Source organism: Streptomyces tubercidicus (genome assembly GCF_027497495.1).
GTDB lineage: Bacteria > Actinomycetota > Actinomycetes > Streptomycetales > Streptomycetaceae > Streptomyces > Streptomyces tubercidicus.
This window is the reverse complement of record NZ_CP114205.1, coordinates 4,218,131-4,233,910: the sequence shown is the minus strand read 5'-3', so window position 1 is coordinate 4,233,910 and position 15,780 is coordinate 4,218,131. Positions and strand designations below refer to the sequence as shown.

The following is a 15,780-nucleotide window of genomic DNA, read 5'->3' as shown; positions in this document are numbered from 1 at the left end:
CCGCGTTCCTCCCCGCCGCGCTCGCCACGGCCGCTCTGACCGTGGCCGTCCTCGTCTGCGGTGGCCTGGTCACCGCAGACGGCAGCGGCGTACGCGTCGAAGGCCCGGTCGCGACGGGCGAGCGCCCCGCGTCGGTGAAACGGGCCGCTGCATTGGGCAGCCAACGGGCCTCACAAAGAAACCACAAGAACCGCTCCTACCTTCGCTCTCATGCAGCCCGCGCCGGTCCCTGCACCAGGCAGGACGCTGTCCGTATGCGGGAAGTACCAGAGAACGGAGACACTCATGCAGCGTCGCACGGCGACCTTGACTGCGGGCCTCGCTGGCCTCGTCCTCGCCACGACGGCAGCCGTGGCGCCCTCGTACGCCGCCGACAGCGCGAGCCCGGCCAAGACGGACTCCGCGGCCGCCCACGCGAAGGGCCCCAAGGGCGATGGGGCCAAGCAGCTGTGCCATCGGGTGCCGAGGCTGGAGAAGCGCATCGACCGGCGGATCAAGCGCATGGAGGGCTCGGTCGGCACGCGTGGCTCGATCAAGTTCCTGGAAGCGCGCATCGCCAACGCCAAGAAGGCCGACCACACCGCCATCGCCACCTTCCTCGGCGACCGGCTCACCACCCGTAAGGGCCTGCTGGTGAACCTCAAGAAGAAGAGGCCCGACCTGAAGGACGTCGCCACCTGGTGCGAGAAGAACCACGGCGGCGCGAAGGACAAGGCGACCCCCAGCTCATGAACCGGCGTCGGCGCCTGTCCGTATGGGTGACGACGGCTCTGGCGGTGCCACTACTGGCCACCACGGCCTGCCAGTCCCCCACCCCACCGGACCAGGCGGCGCCCACGTCCGACAGCAGCTCCCCGGCCGCCCCCGATGAGCTCGGGAAGATGCAGAAGAAGGTCGACGACGCCCAGCACGCCATCGATTCGGCAGACGTCAACGGCAACGCCGAAAACTCCGGCAACTCCGGCAACTCCGCTAACTCCGGTAACTCCGGAAGCTCAGGAAACTGACACCCGGCGCCTCCGCCAGGCCACCACGCGCCCGGCGGAGGCGCCGACGGCTGAGTCCGCCCACTGCCCGCGGCGAAGGCGGCCTCCGCTCCGCGTCGTCCGTGCGCCAGGTGCGGTGTGGAACCCTGCAACGGCACGGCTCCCAGCACCGGCTCGACGACACCGAACACGGAACACGGTCCATGGCACTCACCTTCACCCGCCACCCCGGCGCCAAGCACTACGAACTGCGCCCCCGAGGCTCCGCCCCCGTGCACGTCCGCCGTGGCGCCCCCAACGGCCGCCCGCTTCCCGACGGGTACAAGCCGCGCTTCACCCTCGCGACCGACTCCGCCGGTGCCTCACCACTCGCCGTGGTCGTCCGGAGGGACGGCGGTCACCTCGCCGTGCTCACCCCGGATCACGAGCACTTGGCCGAACTGCGCCTGCCGCCACGGAAGAAGCGGTGGCGGCCCGCGTGCGAGATCCACCTGCCCGACGGGACCGTGCTGCGCGGGCGGGAGGGCACGGTGCCGTCGCTGCTCCTGTGCCTGGTGCTGCTGCCGTTCGTCCTGCTGTACCTGGCTGCCCTGGTGGTCTCCGACTCCCCCGCCGCCACCATCACCGCCCCACTACGGACGGCATGGAAGCGGCCCGGTGAGCTCTTCGGCCGGGCGGCCCTCACCGAGTCCGTGCGCGGCCGGTTCCGGGTCCGGGGCGACAGGGTCGACCGGCGGGTGGCGTACGCGCAGGCGGTGGCGAAGTACTGGGAGCGGTGACCGCCGGAGCGCTACAGGTTGTCGCCCCAGCCGCCCTGGATCATGGTCTGGAACGCCCATTGACCGTCCCGCTTGACCAGGATGTCGGCGTAGCGCAGCCGTCGGCTTTCGCCCTCCGTCGTCATCGTCGAGTCCGAGAAGACCACGGCCATGGCGGGCGAGACGAAGACGGGGGTCCGTGTGGACTCGAAGGTGAGGTCCTCGCTGCCGTCGCCCATCACCTGCGTCATCGTCGCGACGAACTGCTCACGGTCCCACTGCGCCGAACGACCGTTGCCGACCGCGTCGTCGCTCACGAGGTTGAGGGGGAACACCGCCATGTCGGCCATGCGCTGGACGTTGCGCTGCGCGCTCTGCGCGTCGTACTCGGCGAACCAGGCATCCAGGCTCGCGCGGTCCTCGGCGGTCGGGACGTACCCGGCATCCGGCAGGAGAGCCATATGGACTCCTCAAGTTTGAGTAGTGGGGACTTTCGGGAGGGTATGCCCGATGGAGAGGCTAGTCAAACTTGATTAGGTTGTGGCGCGTTTGAGCCCGTGGTTGCTTCTGCTTCCCGCCCTCTCGGCCGGAGGTGGGTGAGTCCGGGTGCGGGGCCCGTCGCGGCCGTCCACTGCGGGGCCCGTCGCGGCCGTCCACTGCGGGGCCCATCCGGGGTGCGGTCGGCTTCTCCGCCCGGGGGCGCGTCGTGACATGTCCGGAGTGCGGGAGGGGGCACCCGGGAATCTGCACGGAAGCGTCACATGCCCTACGCGTGGGCCTCGACGGGTGTCGTTAGCGTTACTGCCCGCTCGATCCCGAGTGCGAACCGGATCAGCTCGATCAGATCACCGGCGTCCCTGGCGGCGCAGCCAGCACAGAAAGATCGCTGATGGACTACTGCTCGTCGTGCCGCCGCAGTCTCAACGGAGCGCTCGTATGTCCAGGATGCGGCGATTACGCGCCGGACATCGCCCCACCCAACCACCGCCGGCAGAGCGCGATGGGCGCCGCCGCGATGTGGGAGTCCTGGCCGCCGGACGAGACTCCCGCCCCGGGGCCCCGGCGGGGTCGCTACGCCGAGGACAAGCCGCTCGCCGGTGATGCGCCGTTCGCCGGTGACGCCGCCGGAGTCGCGGGGGCGGCCGGCATCGCCGATGACGCGCCGTTCGCCCGTGGCACCTCCGCAGTCGCTGAGGCTGGCAGCGCGGAAACCGCCGCTGCCCTGGACGCCGATGCGCCCGGCGAGGACGAGATACCCGCGCCCACCGGGCAGGGCCGGGCGGCCCGGCGGCGGCAGATGGCGCGGTGGAAGAAGCACCGGCGGCAGGCCGCGGCCGCCACGGCCTTTGCGCTCGTCGGCGGCGGTCTGACCATCAGCATGCTGCAGAACAAGCCCGCCACCAACGGCACCCACGCGTCCTCGATGCCGGAGCCGGAAAGCGTGTCGACGCCCCGGACGGAGCCCGCCGCCTCGTCGGCGGACCGCCCGGACCAGTCGGACAGCCAGGCTTCACGGCACCCCGGTGCCCGCCCGTCCCTCCCGTCCGGCCGCCACGCACGTCCCGACACGAACACACCACCGCCCGCCTCGACGGCCCAGCAGCCGCACTCCGTCACCCCGTCGCATACGGCTACGCCCCCGAGCGCGGCCGCACCGGCCAGTGAGGCGCACCCCGCGCACACCGACGCGGCGGCTCCGGCGACAAGCGCCCCCGCTGCCACCGGTGGCTCCAGAGGGTCCGGGAGCGGCTCGGGAGGGTCTGGCTCCGGCGGCTCCGGCGCGAACACCTCACCGGCGGACACCGCACCGGCCACCCCGACCTCACCGACCGCCCCGGAGGCAAAGCCGTCCTCGCCGACGCATCTGTGTCTGCTGGGAGTGGTGTGTGTCGGCTGATGCCGGGGGGAGTGGTCGGCGTCAGCTGATGCCCTGGGGGCAGTGGTGTGCGTCGGCTGATGCCCGGGGGCAGTGGTCGGCGTCAGCTGACGCCCGTGGCAGTTGTCGGCCTCGGCTGACGCCCGGGGCAGTGGTCGGCCTCGGCTGACGCCCGTAGATAGGCCGGGAGCCGGTTCGCCGGGCCGGAACGGTCCGCGCGAGCGCGCCAGACAGGCGGGCGGGCGGGCGGGCGGGCCAGGCGACCGCGCCGGACGGCTCTCCCGCAGCGTCTCCCCGGCCGCATGGACGGGGTGCGCCGCGCTCTCGGCCGCGGGGCACTCGCCCGTATCGGGGTCACACCGCACTCTCCGCCCCAAGGCCCCCACCGCTACCAGCCAGGTACGACAAAGCCGCCCGCCGCCGAGCATCCTTTTTGAGCTGCGTGCCGCACATGGCCACCCATAGAGCGGAGCCGGGCTGGGGCCGAAACCCGCCGTTGCCGGGGATCCGGAGCCCTTCTGACATGTGGCCATGTCGGTGCGGGCGTTGTCTGGCATCTGTGCCCTGGGGCCGGGGCCGCTCCCCCGCAGACCGGGAGGGATTCTTCTCCTCACTGCGCGTCGGAGCGCGGTGGGGGCCGGGGAATACGGGCGAGGGGGCTGCGATGGACGCGCAGGACAAGAAGCAGGCTTGAGCCCTACCGGGAGCAGGGCTGAGCACCTCTGGGGCCAGGGCCGAACGCGGCCAAGGCCAGGGCCGAGCGTGCGGGCGGGCGCCGGTTATCCGGCCGACTGCCTTCCGCGCCGGCCGCCGGAGACCGCTGCGGCCGGCGCGGGGGCGGCCGGGGCGCCCGTGGGTATCGCTCCCCCGGGCGTCTCCGCACCGGACCTCCGTGCCGCGCCACCGCCCCCCGACGTCGTCCGGGTGCGTGTCTTGAGGACCTGGGCGCCGATGGCGAGCGTGACGGCCAGCAGGAGGACGTAGAAGACGCCGATCTTGCGAAGGTCGTCGAGGAAGAACCAGAGGGCTGCCAGGGACGTGAACCAGAAGGCGATGAGCGCGAAGCCGCCGGTGTGCTCGTCCTTGTAGCCGGCGGCGAAGCAGAGTGCGCCGACGACGCCCAGGACCAGGGCGATGATGACGAAGTGGGTTTCCCAGCCGATATTGGCGCGTGCCAGCTCGGACCAGACGGCCACGGCCTCCGCCACCGGGCCCCAGGCAACCGCACAGGCGAGCCGCGCCGACCACAGCAGCAGCACCGATCCGGCGACGGCGGCGAGCAGCGCGACCCGGGAGAACTGGCCGACCTCGATCATGTCGGTCCGGGATATCACCAGGGACAGCATGCAGCCGAGCAGCGCGACCGCGCCTTCGGCCGTCGGCCGGAAGACCACGCGCGCCGGTCTCCGGCGGGTGGGCCGCGGCGCCGGTGCACTCCCGACGGGCGCGGCCGGTGCCACCGCCGGGACGGGGTCCGCGGCGGCGGGGTCGAACGCGGTGGGGGTGGGGGCAGGGTTGCGGCTGGGCGCCGGGCTGGTGACGCCACCGGGCGCCGGTGCGGCGTGGGGCGCAGGTACAGGCTGAGGTGCCGGTCCGGAGTGGGCCGCCAGTGCGGAGTCGGGCGCAGGTCCGGAGTGGGGCGCAGGTCCGGAGTGGGACGCCGCCGTGAGGGCCGTCTGCATGGCTGCGGCATCTGTGAAGCGGTCCTCCCGGCGTTTGTGCAGCGCTCGGGCTATCACGGCGTCCACGGCGGGCGGGAGTTCGGGGCGGAGACGGGAGGGTGGCACCGGTTCTGCGGCCAGATGCTGATGCATGACGGAGAACGGTGAGTCGCCGGTGTACGGGGGACGCCCGGTCAGCAGCTCGTACAGGAGACAGCCCACGGCGTACAGATCGGTGCGGTGGTCGGTCTCGCCCCCGTTGATCTGCTCGGGGGCGAGGTAGGCGGGGGTGCCGACCGCCACGCCGGTCCCGGTGAGCCGGGTGGCCACCTCGCTCAGCGCCTTGGCGATGCCGAAGTCGACGACCTTGGCCTGGCCGGAAGCGGTGAGCATGACGTTCGCGGGCTTGATGTCCCGGTGCACGATGGCGTGCCGGTGGCTGTGTTCCAGCGCCGCAAGTACCTGGCCGGTGATGTCGACGGCCTGTGCCACCGCCAGCGGGCCGTCCCTCAGCACCTGGCTGAGGGTCCGGCCCGCCACGTACTCCATGACCAGATAGGGCTCGGCCGCACCCCCGCCGGCGTCCTCACCGACATCATGAACGGTGGCCACACCGGGGTGGTTGAGCGCGGCGGCGGCATGCGCCTCCCGCTGGAAGCGGGTGAGGAACTCGGGCTGCATCGCCAACTCGGCGGAGAGGGTCTTGACGGCGACGGTGCGGCGCAGCCGGTGGTCGACGGCCCGGTACACCGTCCCCATCCCGCCGTTCCCGAGCTGCTCCACGAGCTCGTACCGCTGCCCCAACATCCTGTGTTCCACCGGGTTCCTCCAGGGACCGACCAAGCCAACAAGGCGGAAGACGTACGGGAGGGCGGTCGGGTTCCCCTCCCCACCGGGGGCTGCGGCGCCCGAGGCGGCGGCGTACAGGGTGATGGCGTGCGGGGCAGGTGCCGTACGGGACGGGGCAGGTGCCGTACGGGACGGAGCCGGACTACCGGGCGCCCGGTACCGAACTACCCACATCACCTTGCTCCGTGAGGGTGTCGGCGTCGGTCTCGGCGTCGGTCTCGGTGTCGCTGTCGGCCTCTATGTCGGTCTCGATGTCGATGTCAGTCTCGGTGTCGGCCTCTATGTCGGTGTCGATGTCGGTATCGGTGTCGGTGTCGGTGTCGGTGTCGGTGTCGGTGTCGGTGTCGGTGTCGATGACAGTGACGGCCGCGGCCGGGCAGAGTCCGGCGGCCAGCCGGGCCGTGGCGCGCAGCCCGGGTGGCGGCGCGGCCATACGAAGCAGGACCCGGCCGTCCTCGTCGTCCTGGTCGAAGACCTCGGGGGCGGTCAGGGCGCACATCCCGGCGCCCACACAGCGTTCGCGGTCGATGCTCAGCTGCACCGGACTACTCCTTTCCCCATGTGTCCGAGGTGTCCCAGGTGACGGGGAGCCGGTGCACCCCGCGGATGTTCATGGCGTCGCGCAGCGGTACGTCCTCGGGCGGAACCGCCAGCCGCAGCGTCGGGAAGCGGCGGAACAGCGCCGGGAAGGCGACCCGCATCTCGACCCGCGCCAACTGCTGCCCCAGGCACTGGTGGGCGCCGTGGCCGAAGGCGAGATGCCCGGTCGCCTTCCGGTGCAGGTCGAGGGTGTCGGGGTCGGGGAACTTCAGCGGGTCGCGGTTGGCTGCCTCCACCGAGACGGTGACGGTATCGCCGGCCTTGATCAGTTGGCCGTCCAGCTCGACGTCCTCCAGGGCCGCCCGAACCCCGGTGTGGGCAATGCTCAGATAGCGCATCAACTCCTCGACAGCCTGGTCGGCGAGGCCAGGGTCGCCGCGCAGGGCGGCGGCCTGCTCGGGGTTTCTCAGCAGGGCGAAGGTGCCGAGTCCGAGCATGTTCGCGGTGGTGTCGAGTCCGGCGGCCAGCAGGAAGCTGCCGATACCGGCGAGTTCGTCATCGGTCAGATCGCTGGTGGTCAGATCACTGAGCAGGTCGTCGGTGGGGTGGGCGCGCTTGGCCACCACCAGTTCGCGGACGCATTCCGCGAGCGCGGTCATCGCGGCCATCAGCTCCTCCGGACCGGCTTCCGGGCTGCTCAGCATCGCGGTGTGCGCCTGGAAGGCAGCGCGGTCGGACGGCGACACACCGAGCAGTTCGCAGATCATCAGCGCCGGGACGGGGTGCGCGAACGCCTGCACCAGGTCGAGCGCCGGTCCCTGGCGTTCCATGGCATCGAGGTGGTCGGCGGTGATCTGCTCGACGCGGGCGGTGAGTTGGCGCATCCGCCGGACGGTGAACTTGCCGGCGAGCAGCCGCCGGTAGCGGGTGTGCTCCGGTGCGTCGATCCCGGTGAGGTCGCCGAGCGTCGCCGGAGGCAGCGCGCCCTCGGGCCCGCCCGGGAGGGGGTAGCGCAGCAGCTCGTAACGGGAACTGAAGCGGGGGTCGGCAGCTATCGCCCGGACCACGGAGTGACCGGTGGCCAGCCAGCCCACGTGCCCGTCGGGGTAACGCATCGGGCGCAGCGGCTGCTGCTCGCGCAGTTCCGCCAGCTCGGCGGGCGGGTCGAAGGGGCAGCCCGCGGCACGGGTCAGCGGAAGTGGCACCGGCTCGGGCTGCGCCGCTGCTTCCTGAGCGGTCTGCTCGGCGGCCGGTGCGGATGGTTCGTGCTGCATGGGTCCTCCGATGAAGGGTGGATGAAGGGTGGATGAAGGATGAAGAGCCCGCCGAGGGCACGGCGAGGGCACGACGACATGTGGGGTGAGGGACGCGGCGCGGCAAAGCGCCGGGCGAGGTGCGAGGTGAAGCACCTGTGGTGCGGCGCGGCCGCTCAGCCGTTGGCGCTGCGGCGGAAGGCCGTACGTGCCCAGAGGTAGCCGAGCAGTGTGAGGCCGACGCACCAGGCCACGGCGCCGATCGCGGCGCCGGTGCCGACACCGGTGCCCATCAGCAGGCCCCGCAGCGTTTCGATGACCGGGGTGAAGGGCTGGTACTCGGCGAACCAGCGCAGCCCGGTGGGCATGGACTCCGGAGGCACGATGGCGCTGCCGAGGAACGGGAGGAACTGCAGCGGCAAGGGTATGTTGCTCGCGGTCTCGGGGTTCTTGGCCACCAGACCGATCGCGGCCGACACCCAGGTCAGCGCCAGGGTGAGCAGGGTGAGCAGACCGGCGGCGGCGAGCCATCCGAGCGGTGTGGCGTGCGGGCGGAAGCCCATCAGGAGCGCGACGCCGATGACGAAGGCGATGCTGACCAGCGTCTGGAGGACGCTGCCGACGACATGCCCGGTCAGGAACGAGGCACGGGATATCGCCATCGTGCGGAACCGGTTGACGATGCCCTCGGTCATGTCGACGGAGACGCCGACCGCCGTGACCAGGGCGCCCGAGGTAGCGGCCATCAGGATGATGCCGGGCGCGAGATAGTCGATGTACTCGGGGCTGCCGCTGCTCATCCCGCCGATACCGGTCCCCAGGGCGCCGCCGAAGACATAGGTGAAGAGCAGCAGCATCAGGACGGGCGTCGCGACGACCGAGATCGTCATGGAGGGGTAGCGCAGCGCATGCTTCAGATTGCGCCGCAGCATCGTCCGGGCATCACGGGCCGCGTAGGTCAGGGTCGTCATCGGACGCTCTCCTTAGGGGAGTTGACCTCGCTGGCGGACCGGTCGCGGCCGGTGAGGGTGAGGAAGACATCGTCGAGATCGGGGGTGTGCACCGTCAGTTCTTCGGCGCGGATCGACGCATGGTCCAGGGCGTCGAGCACGGCGCGCAGGGCGGGGATGCTGCCGTCGCCGGGGACGTGCAGGGTGAGCGCTTCGCTGTCGTGTGCGGTGGCGCCGAAGAGGGCGGCGGCCGAGTCCAGTTGGGACCCCTCGGCGAACCGGAGGCGGATATGGCCGCCGGGGATCCGTCGCTTCAGCTCGTCCGCGGTGCCTTCGGCGACCAGCTTTCCATGGTCCAGGACGGCGATACGGTCGGCGAGTTGATCGGCTTCGTCCAGATACTGCGTGGTCAGGAAGATGGTGACGCCGTCTTCGGCGACCAGGCTGCGGATGATCTCCCACATGGTGCGACGACTGCGGGGATCGAGGCCGGTGGTCGGCTCGTCGAGGAAGATGATGCGCGGATTCCCGACCAGGGTCATCGCGAGGTCGAGCTTGCGGCGCATACCGCCCGAGAAGGTGACGACGGGCTTGGTGGCGGCCTCGGTCAGTTCGAAGCGGCGCAGGAGCTCGGTGGCGCGCCGTCGGCCTTCGCGCCGGTCGAGATGGTGCAGGTCCGCCATCAGGAGCAGGTTCTCCCGGGCGGTGAGCAGGTTGTCCACCGCCGAGAACTGGCCGGTGACGCCGATCGCGGCGCGTACGGCATCCGCCTCGCGGACCAGATCGTGGCCGGCGACCCGTGCCTGGCCGGCGGTGGCGGAGATGAGGGTGGAGAGGATCTGCACGGTGGTGGTCTTGCCCGCGCCGTTGGGCCCGAGCAGGGCGAAGACCGTGCCTTCGGGGATGCGCAGGTCGATGCCGTCGAGCACCACCTTGTCGCCGTAGGACTTGGCTAACCCGGTGGCCTCGATCGCCGATGTGACGGCGATCGGGGAGTGCATGGTCATAGCAATTCCCGTCTCTGGGTGGGGTGTTCGTGCCCGGCCACCAGTGGCCGGGGCCTGGTCAGGAGCGGCGGATCAGGATGTCGCCGATGCTGGTGTGGGCGCGTACTTCGACGGTCTCGGCACTGTCGCCGGGGCCATCGGCGGCGCCGAGGTCGGTGTGCACACTGCCGACGCCGGTGGCCACCTCCAGCCAGGCGGCGCTGGCCTCCCGGATGCCGACCTCCAGGTCACCGGCGGCGGCATGGAGTACGACCTGGCCGCGGGCCACTTCGCCGATCCGGATGGCGCCGTTGGCGGACTTGGCGTCGACTCCGGCGTGCGCGACGCCGACGGAGATCAGGCCGTTGGACGCTCTCGCCCGCAGCGCGCCGGTGACCTCGCCGATCACGGTTTCGCCGTTGCCGTTCTTCACCAGCGCCGCGCCCGCGATCTCATTGGCCTCGATCCGGCCCGCGCCGACGAGTTCGGCGTCGCCCGCCACCCGGTCCAGCCGGATGTCGCCGTACTCGGTCCGCAGGTTGACGGTCTCCGCCTCATCGACCTGGATGTCGCCGAACGAGGTCTTGAGGCGGCATTCGCCGAGGCGGCCTTCCAGGGTGAAGTCCGCCATGGGCGAGGTGCCCAGGACGTCCGAGCCGGTCGGCAGCTCGATGGTCACGCCGACCGAACCGCACTTGCCGAAGAGGGAGCGCTTCTTGGGGCCCTTGACGAGCAGCTTGCCGCCGGAGCAGGTGACCTTGGTCTGCTGCGCGGCCCGCAGGTCGGCCTCGTCGGTGGCGTCCCTCGGCAGCACCTCCACGACCGTGTCGATGCGCTTGCTCGCGGCGATCCGGACGGATCCGAGGTCGATCTCGACGGTGACGGAGAGCGGTTCGGGTGTGTCGAAAGCAGGCATGGCTGTGCCGTCCTCATGGCTGGTGTGAGTTCCCGCCGAACGGCGGGTGAGTGAGTAGCTGAGTGAGTGAGTGGCTGAGCAGGTGACTGAGTGGGTGAGTGGGTGAGTGGGTGAGTGGGTGAAGTGGGTGAAGTAGCTGAGTGGGTGAGCGCGTCGCGGCCGGCCTAGCGGACCCAGCCCGTATACCCCTGCTTGCCTCCGTGGCGGGGGCCGCGGCGGGCGGAGCGGCTGGGGGCGCCCGGTTCCAGGGCGTTGGTGACCGCCCGTACCAGCCAGGCGTTGACGGAGAGGCCGTCCTGGCCTGCTGCGTCCTCGACCCGGGCCTTTAGATGGGCGGGAAGGCGGAAGTTGATCCGCGCGGTGCCGCCCTCGTCGGCGTCGGAGGGGGCCGGGTGCGCGGCTGCCCGCGGCTCGGCCGCCGCCTCGGGCAACTCCGCCTGTTCGTACGGCTCCTGGCTCGGCGGTGCGGTCACCACGAACTCGGGGTCGAGCCCGCGCAGCCGCAGATCGACCGACCCCGGTGCCAGATCGCGGGTGATCTCGGTCGCGGCGGAGGAGAGGGCGTTCAGCAGCGTGAGCCGGACGGCCGACTCCAGGGGGGTGGCGAGCCGCTCGGCCAGGGCGCGGGCTTCGTCTCCGCCTGCATCCGCGGCGACCGCGAGTTCATGCCGGAGATTGTCGACGTAGGGCGTGAGGTCCATAACGCCATAGTGGCACCATCATGGCGCCACCGCAAGCCTCTATGGCGCATGCATGGCATCAATGGCGCCATCGCGGCATCACGCACGGCGCCACACGCCCTCCGCGCACCACCCCCCGAGCGGCTCGGGAGGCGACCGCGCCGTCGGCACGAGGACGAACAAGGGCGTCCCCAGCGGCAGTTGCCGGACCCCCGCAGCGGCCTTGCCGGGCGGGCTCCGCCCGGCGCACCGCTCCCCGAAATGCCGCCCTCGGCCACCTCGAACACGCGGGCTATGGTGCTTGCGCAGACTGTTCAACCCGTGCGGGGGAGGAGAACTCACGGTGTCCGATCTAGGACGACTCGTGGCCGAGCGGTACCGGCTGGTGGAGCGGGTCGGCCGCGGTGGCATGGGCACGGTATGGCTGGCCGAGGACGAGCTGCTCGGGCGGCCGGTCGCCGTGAAGAAGCTGCTGGTACCCCCGCACCTGAACGACGACGAGATCGAGACGCTCTACGAGCGCACCCGCCGCGAGGCCCGTAGCGCCGCCCGGATCACCCATCCCCATGTGATCGTGGTGCACGACGTCGTCGACGACGAGGACCTGCCGTGCATCGTCATGGAGTACGTCCCCTCGGTCACCCTGGGCGACCTCCTGAAGCGCGAGGGTGCGCTGCCGCCCGGCGAAGCGGCCCGGATCGGCCGCAGCATGGCCGCCGCACTGCGCGCCGCCCATGACGCCGGGGTGCTGCACCGGGACATCAAGCCCGCCAATGTGCTGCTCGGGCACGACGGGCGGATCGTGCTGACCGACTTCGGCATCGCCGTGCAGTCCGGAACCCCGTCCCTCACCCGGACCGGCGAGCTGATCGGGTCGATCCAGTACCTCGCGCCGGAACGCCTCCGGACCGGCATCGCCGAGCCCGGCCCGGCCTGCGACCTGTGGTCCCTCGGGGCGACGCTGTACCAGGCGGTCGAAGGGCATCCCCCGTTCAACCGGGACACCGCCATCGAGACGGCGTACGCCATCGCCGCCGAGGACTACCCGCCCCCGCGCAACGCCGGTGACCTGGCCCCGGTGATCGAGGGCCTGCTCATGAAGGAACCCGGGCGGCGCATGGACGCACACGAGGCCGAACGCCTCCTGGGCGGCCAGGCAGCCGGCAGGGGCACCGTTCTCGACGCTCCAACCACACGGCCGCAGCCCGCCGGAGCCCCTGCGGATCCCCTGGGCGCCACGAGCCCCACAAACCCCACGGCGCCCGCTCGGAAGGGCAAGCGCGGCCGCCGCACGGCGCTGTGGAGTGCCGCGGCACTGGTGGTCGCCGCTGCCGTGGCCGGTGGGGTGCTGCTGTTGCCCGGGGGCGGTACCGGCGCGACGGCCCCCCGTCCGCCCGAGTCCAAAACCTCCGGCCACCCTGCGAGCCTCCCACCGGTCCCCTCCGGATACCGCCTGCAGAAGGTGGGCCACGGCTTCTCCCTCCCCGTACCGGACGGCTGGAAGCTCTCACATCCGCCCGGCGGTGACATCGCCTACGTGGACCCGACCAAACGGGCGGGCCTGCGGATCAACATCGTCCCGTTCGCCGGCGCGTCCGATCCGGTCCGTCACTGGCGGGAGACCGAGGAGGACCAGACGCGCCGGGACAACCCGGGCTATGAGCGGGTCAGGATGGACCCCACGAAGTTCCGGGGACGGCCCGCGGGCTACTGGGAGTTCACCTTCGACGGCAAGGCACGGGAGTACCGGGCGGTGGAGCTGGCCTTCGCCGGCGCCGACGGCACCCAGTACGTGGTCTACCTCTCCGCACCGAATACGGACTGGACCCGGTACCGGCCCGTCTTCGACACCGCCATCAAGGGAATCCGGCTCCCCGCTTAGGACACACCCTTCAGCTCGGCGCCCCCGGCTCAGCCGACGCAGTGCGTGTCCGTCTGCGGCCGTCGGCCCGTCGTCAGAAAGGTGGTGACGGTGCGGTCGCCGCAGGCGGTGCCGTTGCCCAAGTAGACGCCGTGGCCGCCGTGGTCGAGGGTGAGCAGCCGGGCCCGGTCACCGAGAGCCCGGCGCATCTTCAGTGCTCCGAAGTACGGGGTGTAGGGATCCCGGCGATTCTGGACCATCAGGATGTTGGACGGGCCGTCGGCGGTGATACGGGTGGGCGGCTCCGCGGGTGCCTTCCAGAAGCCGCAGGGCGTGATGTTGGCCGGCATACCGGCCGTGAGCGGGTGCCGGGCGCGGTCGGCGGTCACCGCGCGCCGGTGGGCAGGGACCGACGCCGGCCAGCGCACATCGTTGCAGACCGCCGCCATGAATGTCGTCGCGTCCTGGTCCGGCAGCGGTCCGGCGACGGCGTCGGGCAGCACCGGCTCGGCGGCCGGGTCCTGCGCCTGCTGGACGAGCCGGGCCAGTTCAGCGAACAGACCGTCGCTGAGCAGGGCGCTCTGCAGCGCCTGCCGCAGCCGGTTGCCGGTCAGCGGGACGCCCGGCGTGGTCGACTCCTTCGGCTCACGGTCCAGCTTCGCCGCCAGTGCGAGGAACAGCGGCCGGACGTCCTCGGGCCGCCGGGCCAGCCGCAGTCCCTCGCGCTCCCGTGCCGGATCGGCGGCCCAGGCCGCGAAGTCGGGGAAACGGTCTTCCGCGCCCACCGAGATGTTCGCCAGCCACCCGCGCGCCACCCGGGACGGGTTGGGATCACCGTTGCTGTCCAGTACCCAGCGGTCGGTGTGCCGCGGGTACTTCTGCGCGTACACCGCCCCGACGTATGTCCCGTACGAGGACGCCCAGGCCGACAGCTTCTCCTCGCCCAGGGCCTGACGGAGGCGGTCGATATCGCGTGTCTCGTTCCGGGTGGTGAAGCTGCGCAGCACGGCACCACCATGGCGTTGGCACGCCTCGGCGATCCGACGGGAGCGGGCGACATTGCCGTCGATCCCGCCGTCCGGCCCCGGCCAGGACCGCAGCGTCACCAGATGGCGGTCGGCGGCGTCGAGTCCGCAGTCCGCCCGGCTGCTCCCGCCCACCCCCCGCGGATCAAAGCTGACCAGGTCGTACGTCCCCGCCATCGCCTTCCGCAGCGCCGGGCCCTTCGCTGCCAGCCGGCGCACCCCGGATTCGCCCGGCCCGCCGGGGATCACCAGTAAGGTGCCCCGCCGCGCCTCGGGCCGGTCGCTGCGCACCCGGGTCACGGCGAGGCTGAGCTGCGGGCCGTCCGGATCGCGGTAGTCGAGGGGTACGGGCAGCTGGGCGCACTCCTGCCCGGTGAGGCCGCCGGGCTCGGCGCAGGGCCGCCAGGTGAGGGCGGGGCCGGTGGTGCCAGCGGTTCCAGAAGTGCCGGCGCGGGCCGCCGGGGCGGCCGCGGTCACGGTGGCTGCGACGGTGGCGAGGGAGAGCGCGAGAAGAAGGGTGCGATGGGTGTAAGTCGTCATGGAGCAAGCGTGGTTGAGCGCTCCCCCGCTTCCCATCCGGCAGCCCTCACATCCGGGGTGGGGTTAGCCGCAGGACGCATCGCCGCCCCCGTAGGCCGTACGCCGCATCGCCCCACACCTGGGGCCGCCGCTCCGGACCTCGAACCCTCCCCTCTACTCCCCGACCCCGATCAACCCCAGCGTGATGTTGTCGGGACCGCCCGCCTCGATCGCGGACTTCCACAGTTCGAAGGCGGCCCGGCCGCCGCTGTGAAGTTGCAGCAGGTCGTTGAGGGCGTCCTCCGGGACGGGGTCGGTCAGACCGTCGGTGCACACCAGGTAGCGGTCGCCCGCGGACAGCGGCACTTCCCGGACATGCGGGGTGATGGCGCTGAAGTCCGGGGTGCCGCCGAGCGCCTGGGTGACGAGCGAGGTGGTGCGCCGCCCCGGGGAGAGCGGCGGGCTGTCGTCCACGCTCACCTGGCGCAGCCCGTCCGTGGTCGTGTTGAGCACCCGGCTGTCGCCGACGTTGAACACCAGCAGCGACTCCGCCAGGAGGACGGCACCGGCGACCGTGGTCCCCATGGTGCGCAGCTCCGGGTCGTGGCCGGCGGCCGCGTACACCGCGTCATTGCAGAGGTTCAGGGCGTCCCGTACCGCTTCGGCGGTGTCCAGTGTGGGGCCGAGCGCCGCCAGTTGCCGCACGGCCAGGGCGCTGGCCACCTCACCGGCCGGCTGCCCGCCGATGCCGTCGGCGACCGCGACCACGAGCGGGGTGCCGAGCGGGAACACCAGGGTCTGCGGGTTCTCGGTCATGGTGCCGCAGAGCGTCCAGGGACCGGCCACCAGACTGTCCTCGTTGTGCTCCCGGAGCAGCCCGGGGTGGCTCAGCGCGGTCACGGTGACGTACTCCATACCCC

14 protein-coding genes and 1 pseudogene are annotated in these 15,780 nt (G+C 71.7%); 5 read left to right on the top strand and 10 right to left on the bottom strand.

The genetic code is table 11. The features are described 5' to 3' along the window. Nucleotides 1–285 precede the first annotated feature (285 nt). From STRTU_RS18415 to STRTU_RS18405, 3 genes are all read left to right on the top strand, one after another. Complete coding sequence (locus STRTU_RS18415; protein WP_159744644.1) at nt 286–732, top strand: hypothetical protein; 447 nt, start codon at nt 286–288, stop codon at nt 730–732. After that, the gene (locus STRTU_RS18410) at nt 729–1,007 is read left to right on the top strand and encodes a hypothetical protein (RefSeq protein ID WP_159744643.1); all 279 of its coding nucleotides are present in this window, start codon (nt 729–731) and stop codon (nt 1,005–1,007) included. Before STRTU_RS18415 ends, STRTU_RS18410 begins: the two co-directional genes overlap by 4 nt. Before the next feature lie 182 nt (nt 1,008–1,189). Next, on the top strand, nt 1,190–1,765 hold the full coding sequence (locus STRTU_RS18405; protein ID WP_159744642.1) for a hypothetical protein: 576 nt from the start codon (nt 1,190–1,192) through the stop codon (nt 1,763–1,765). A gap of 11 nt (nt 1,766–1,776) precedes the next feature. On the opposite strand, the gene STRTU_RS18400 is transcribed toward STRTU_RS18405, so the two are convergent. Then, on the bottom strand, nt 1,777–2,205 hold the full coding sequence (locus STRTU_RS18400; RefSeq protein ID WP_159744641.1) for a nuclear transport factor 2 family protein: 429 nt from the start codon (nt 2,203–2,205) through the stop codon (nt 1,777–1,779). A gap of 428 nt (nt 2,206–2,633) precedes the next feature. On the opposite strand from STRTU_RS18400, the gene STRTU_RS18395 reads away from it, so the two are divergent. Further along, nucleotides 2,634–3,641, top strand: a complete 1,008-nt coding sequence (locus STRTU_RS18395) for an SCO2400 family protein (RefSeq protein ID WP_159744640.1) — start codon at nt 2,634–2,636, stop codon at nt 3,639–3,641. Between the two features lie 758 nt (nt 3,642–4,399). Here the strand turns inward: STRTU_RS18395 and STRTU_RS18390 are convergent. The 7 genes and pseudogenes from STRTU_RS18390 to STRTU_RS18360 form a co-directional block, all read right to left on the bottom strand. Beyond that, the gene (locus STRTU_RS18390) at nt 4,400–6,100 is read right to left on the bottom strand and encodes a protein kinase domain-containing protein (protein ID WP_159744639.1); all 1,701 of its coding nucleotides are present in this window, start codon (nt 6,098–6,100) and stop codon (nt 4,400–4,402) included. A 385-nt stretch (nt 6,101–6,485) separates the two neighbouring features. After that, nucleotides 6,486–6,671, bottom strand: a pseudogene (locus STRTU_RS18385) (ferredoxin); the annotation flags it as partial. A 4-nt stretch (nt 6,672–6,675) separates the two neighbouring features. After that, on the bottom strand, nt 6,676–7,944 hold the full coding sequence (locus STRTU_RS18380; RefSeq protein ID WP_174878891.1) for a cytochrome P450: 1,269 nt from the start codon (nt 7,942–7,944) through the stop codon (nt 6,676–6,678). Between the two features lie 155 nt (nt 7,945–8,099). Further along, nucleotides 8,100–8,894 (bottom strand): ABC transporter permease, encoded by a 795-nt coding sequence (locus STRTU_RS18375; RefSeq protein WP_159744637.1) that lies wholly within the window; start codon nt 8,892–8,894, stop codon nt 8,100–8,102. Beyond that, nucleotides 8,891–9,880 carry an ATP-binding cassette domain-containing protein gene (locus STRTU_RS18370; protein WP_159744636.1) on the bottom strand — a complete coding sequence of 330 codons (990 nt, stop codon included), beginning with the start codon at nt 9,878–9,880 and terminating at the stop codon, nt 8,891–8,893. Before STRTU_RS18370 ends, STRTU_RS18375 begins: the two co-directional genes overlap by 4 nt. 58 nt (nt 9,881–9,938) lie before the next feature. After that, a complete protein-coding gene (locus STRTU_RS18365; RefSeq protein ID WP_159744635.1) occupies nt 9,939–10,775 on the bottom strand; it encodes a DUF4097 family beta strand repeat-containing protein in 837 nt (278 codons plus the stop codon). A gap of 164 nt (nt 10,776–10,939) precedes the next feature. After that, a complete protein-coding gene (locus tag STRTU_RS18360) occupies nt 10,940–11,476 on the bottom strand; it encodes a hypothetical protein (RefSeq protein ID WP_159744634.1) in 537 nt (178 codons plus the stop codon). Between the two features lie 322 nt (nt 11,477–11,798). Here STRTU_RS18360 and STRTU_RS18355 point away from each other — a divergent pair, with 322 nt between their 5' ends. After that, nucleotides 11,799–13,337: a serine/threonine-protein kinase gene (locus tag STRTU_RS18355; RefSeq protein WP_159744633.1), complete on the top strand. Its 1,539-nt coding sequence runs from the start codon at nt 11,799–11,801 to the stop codon at nt 13,335–13,337. A 29-nt stretch (nt 13,338–13,366) separates the two neighbouring features. On the opposite strand, the gene STRTU_RS18350 is transcribed toward STRTU_RS18355, so the two are convergent. Then, nucleotides 13,367–14,881: an alpha/beta hydrolase gene (locus tag STRTU_RS18350; RefSeq protein WP_159744632.1), complete on the bottom strand. Its 1,515-nt coding sequence runs from the start codon at nt 14,879–14,881 to the stop codon at nt 13,367–13,369. 153 nt (nt 14,882–15,034) lie between these two features. Continuing rightward, the gene (locus STRTU_RS18345) at nt 15,035–15,775 is read right to left on the bottom strand and encodes a PP2C family protein-serine/threonine phosphatase (RefSeq protein ID WP_159744631.1); all 741 of its coding nucleotides are present in this window, start codon (nt 15,773–15,775) and stop codon (nt 15,035–15,037) included. Between the last annotated feature and the right edge of the window lie 5 nt (nt 15,776–15,780).

What these genes read in the sequence shown, in the direction of transcription:
- STRTU_RS18400 (WP_159744641.1), bottom strand. Translation starts at nt 2,205, where the DNA reads ATGGCTCTCCTGCCGGATGCCGGGTACGTCCCGACCGCCGAGGACCGC.
- STRTU_RS18405 (WP_159744642.1), top strand. Translation starts at nt 1,190, where the DNA reads ATGGCACTCACCTTCACCCGCCACCCCGGCGCCAAGCACTACGAACTG.
- STRTU_RS18360 (WP_159744634.1), bottom strand. Translation starts at nt 11,476, where the DNA reads ATGGACCTCACGCCCTACGTCGACAATCTCCGGCATGAACTCGCGGTC.
- STRTU_RS18365 (WP_159744635.1), bottom strand. Translation starts at nt 10,775, where the DNA reads ATGCCTGCTTTCGACACACCCGAACCGCTCTCCGTCACCGTCGAGATC.
- STRTU_RS18350 (WP_159744632.1), bottom strand. Translation starts at nt 14,881, where the DNA reads ATGACGACTTACACCCATCGCACCCTTCTTCTCGCGCTCTCCCTCGCC.
- STRTU_RS18370 (WP_159744636.1), bottom strand. Translation starts at nt 9,880, where the DNA reads ATGACCATGCACTCCCCGATCGCCGTCACATCGGCGATCGAGGCCACC.
- STRTU_RS18410 (WP_159744643.1), top strand. Translation starts at nt 729, where the DNA reads ATGAACCGGCGTCGGCGCCTGTCCGTATGGGTGACGACGGCTCTGGCG.
- STRTU_RS18375 (WP_159744637.1), bottom strand. Translation starts at nt 8,894, where the DNA reads ATGACGACCCTGACCTACGCGGCCCGTGATGCCCGGACGATGCTGCGG.
- STRTU_RS18345 (WP_159744631.1), bottom strand. Translation starts at nt 15,775, where the DNA reads ATGGAGTACGTCACCGTGACCGCGCTGAGCCACCCCGGGCTGCTCCGG.
- STRTU_RS18415 (WP_159744644.1), top strand. Translation starts at nt 286, where the DNA reads ATGCAGCGTCGCACGGCGACCTTGACTGCGGGCCTCGCTGGCCTCGTC.
- STRTU_RS18380 (WP_174878891.1), bottom strand. Translation starts at nt 7,944, where the DNA reads ATGCAGCACGAACCATCCGCACCGGCCGCCGAGCAGACCGCTCAGGAA.
- STRTU_RS18395 (WP_159744640.1), top strand. Translation starts at nt 2,634, where the DNA reads ATGGACTACTGCTCGTCGTGCCGCCGCAGTCTCAACGGAGCGCTCGTA.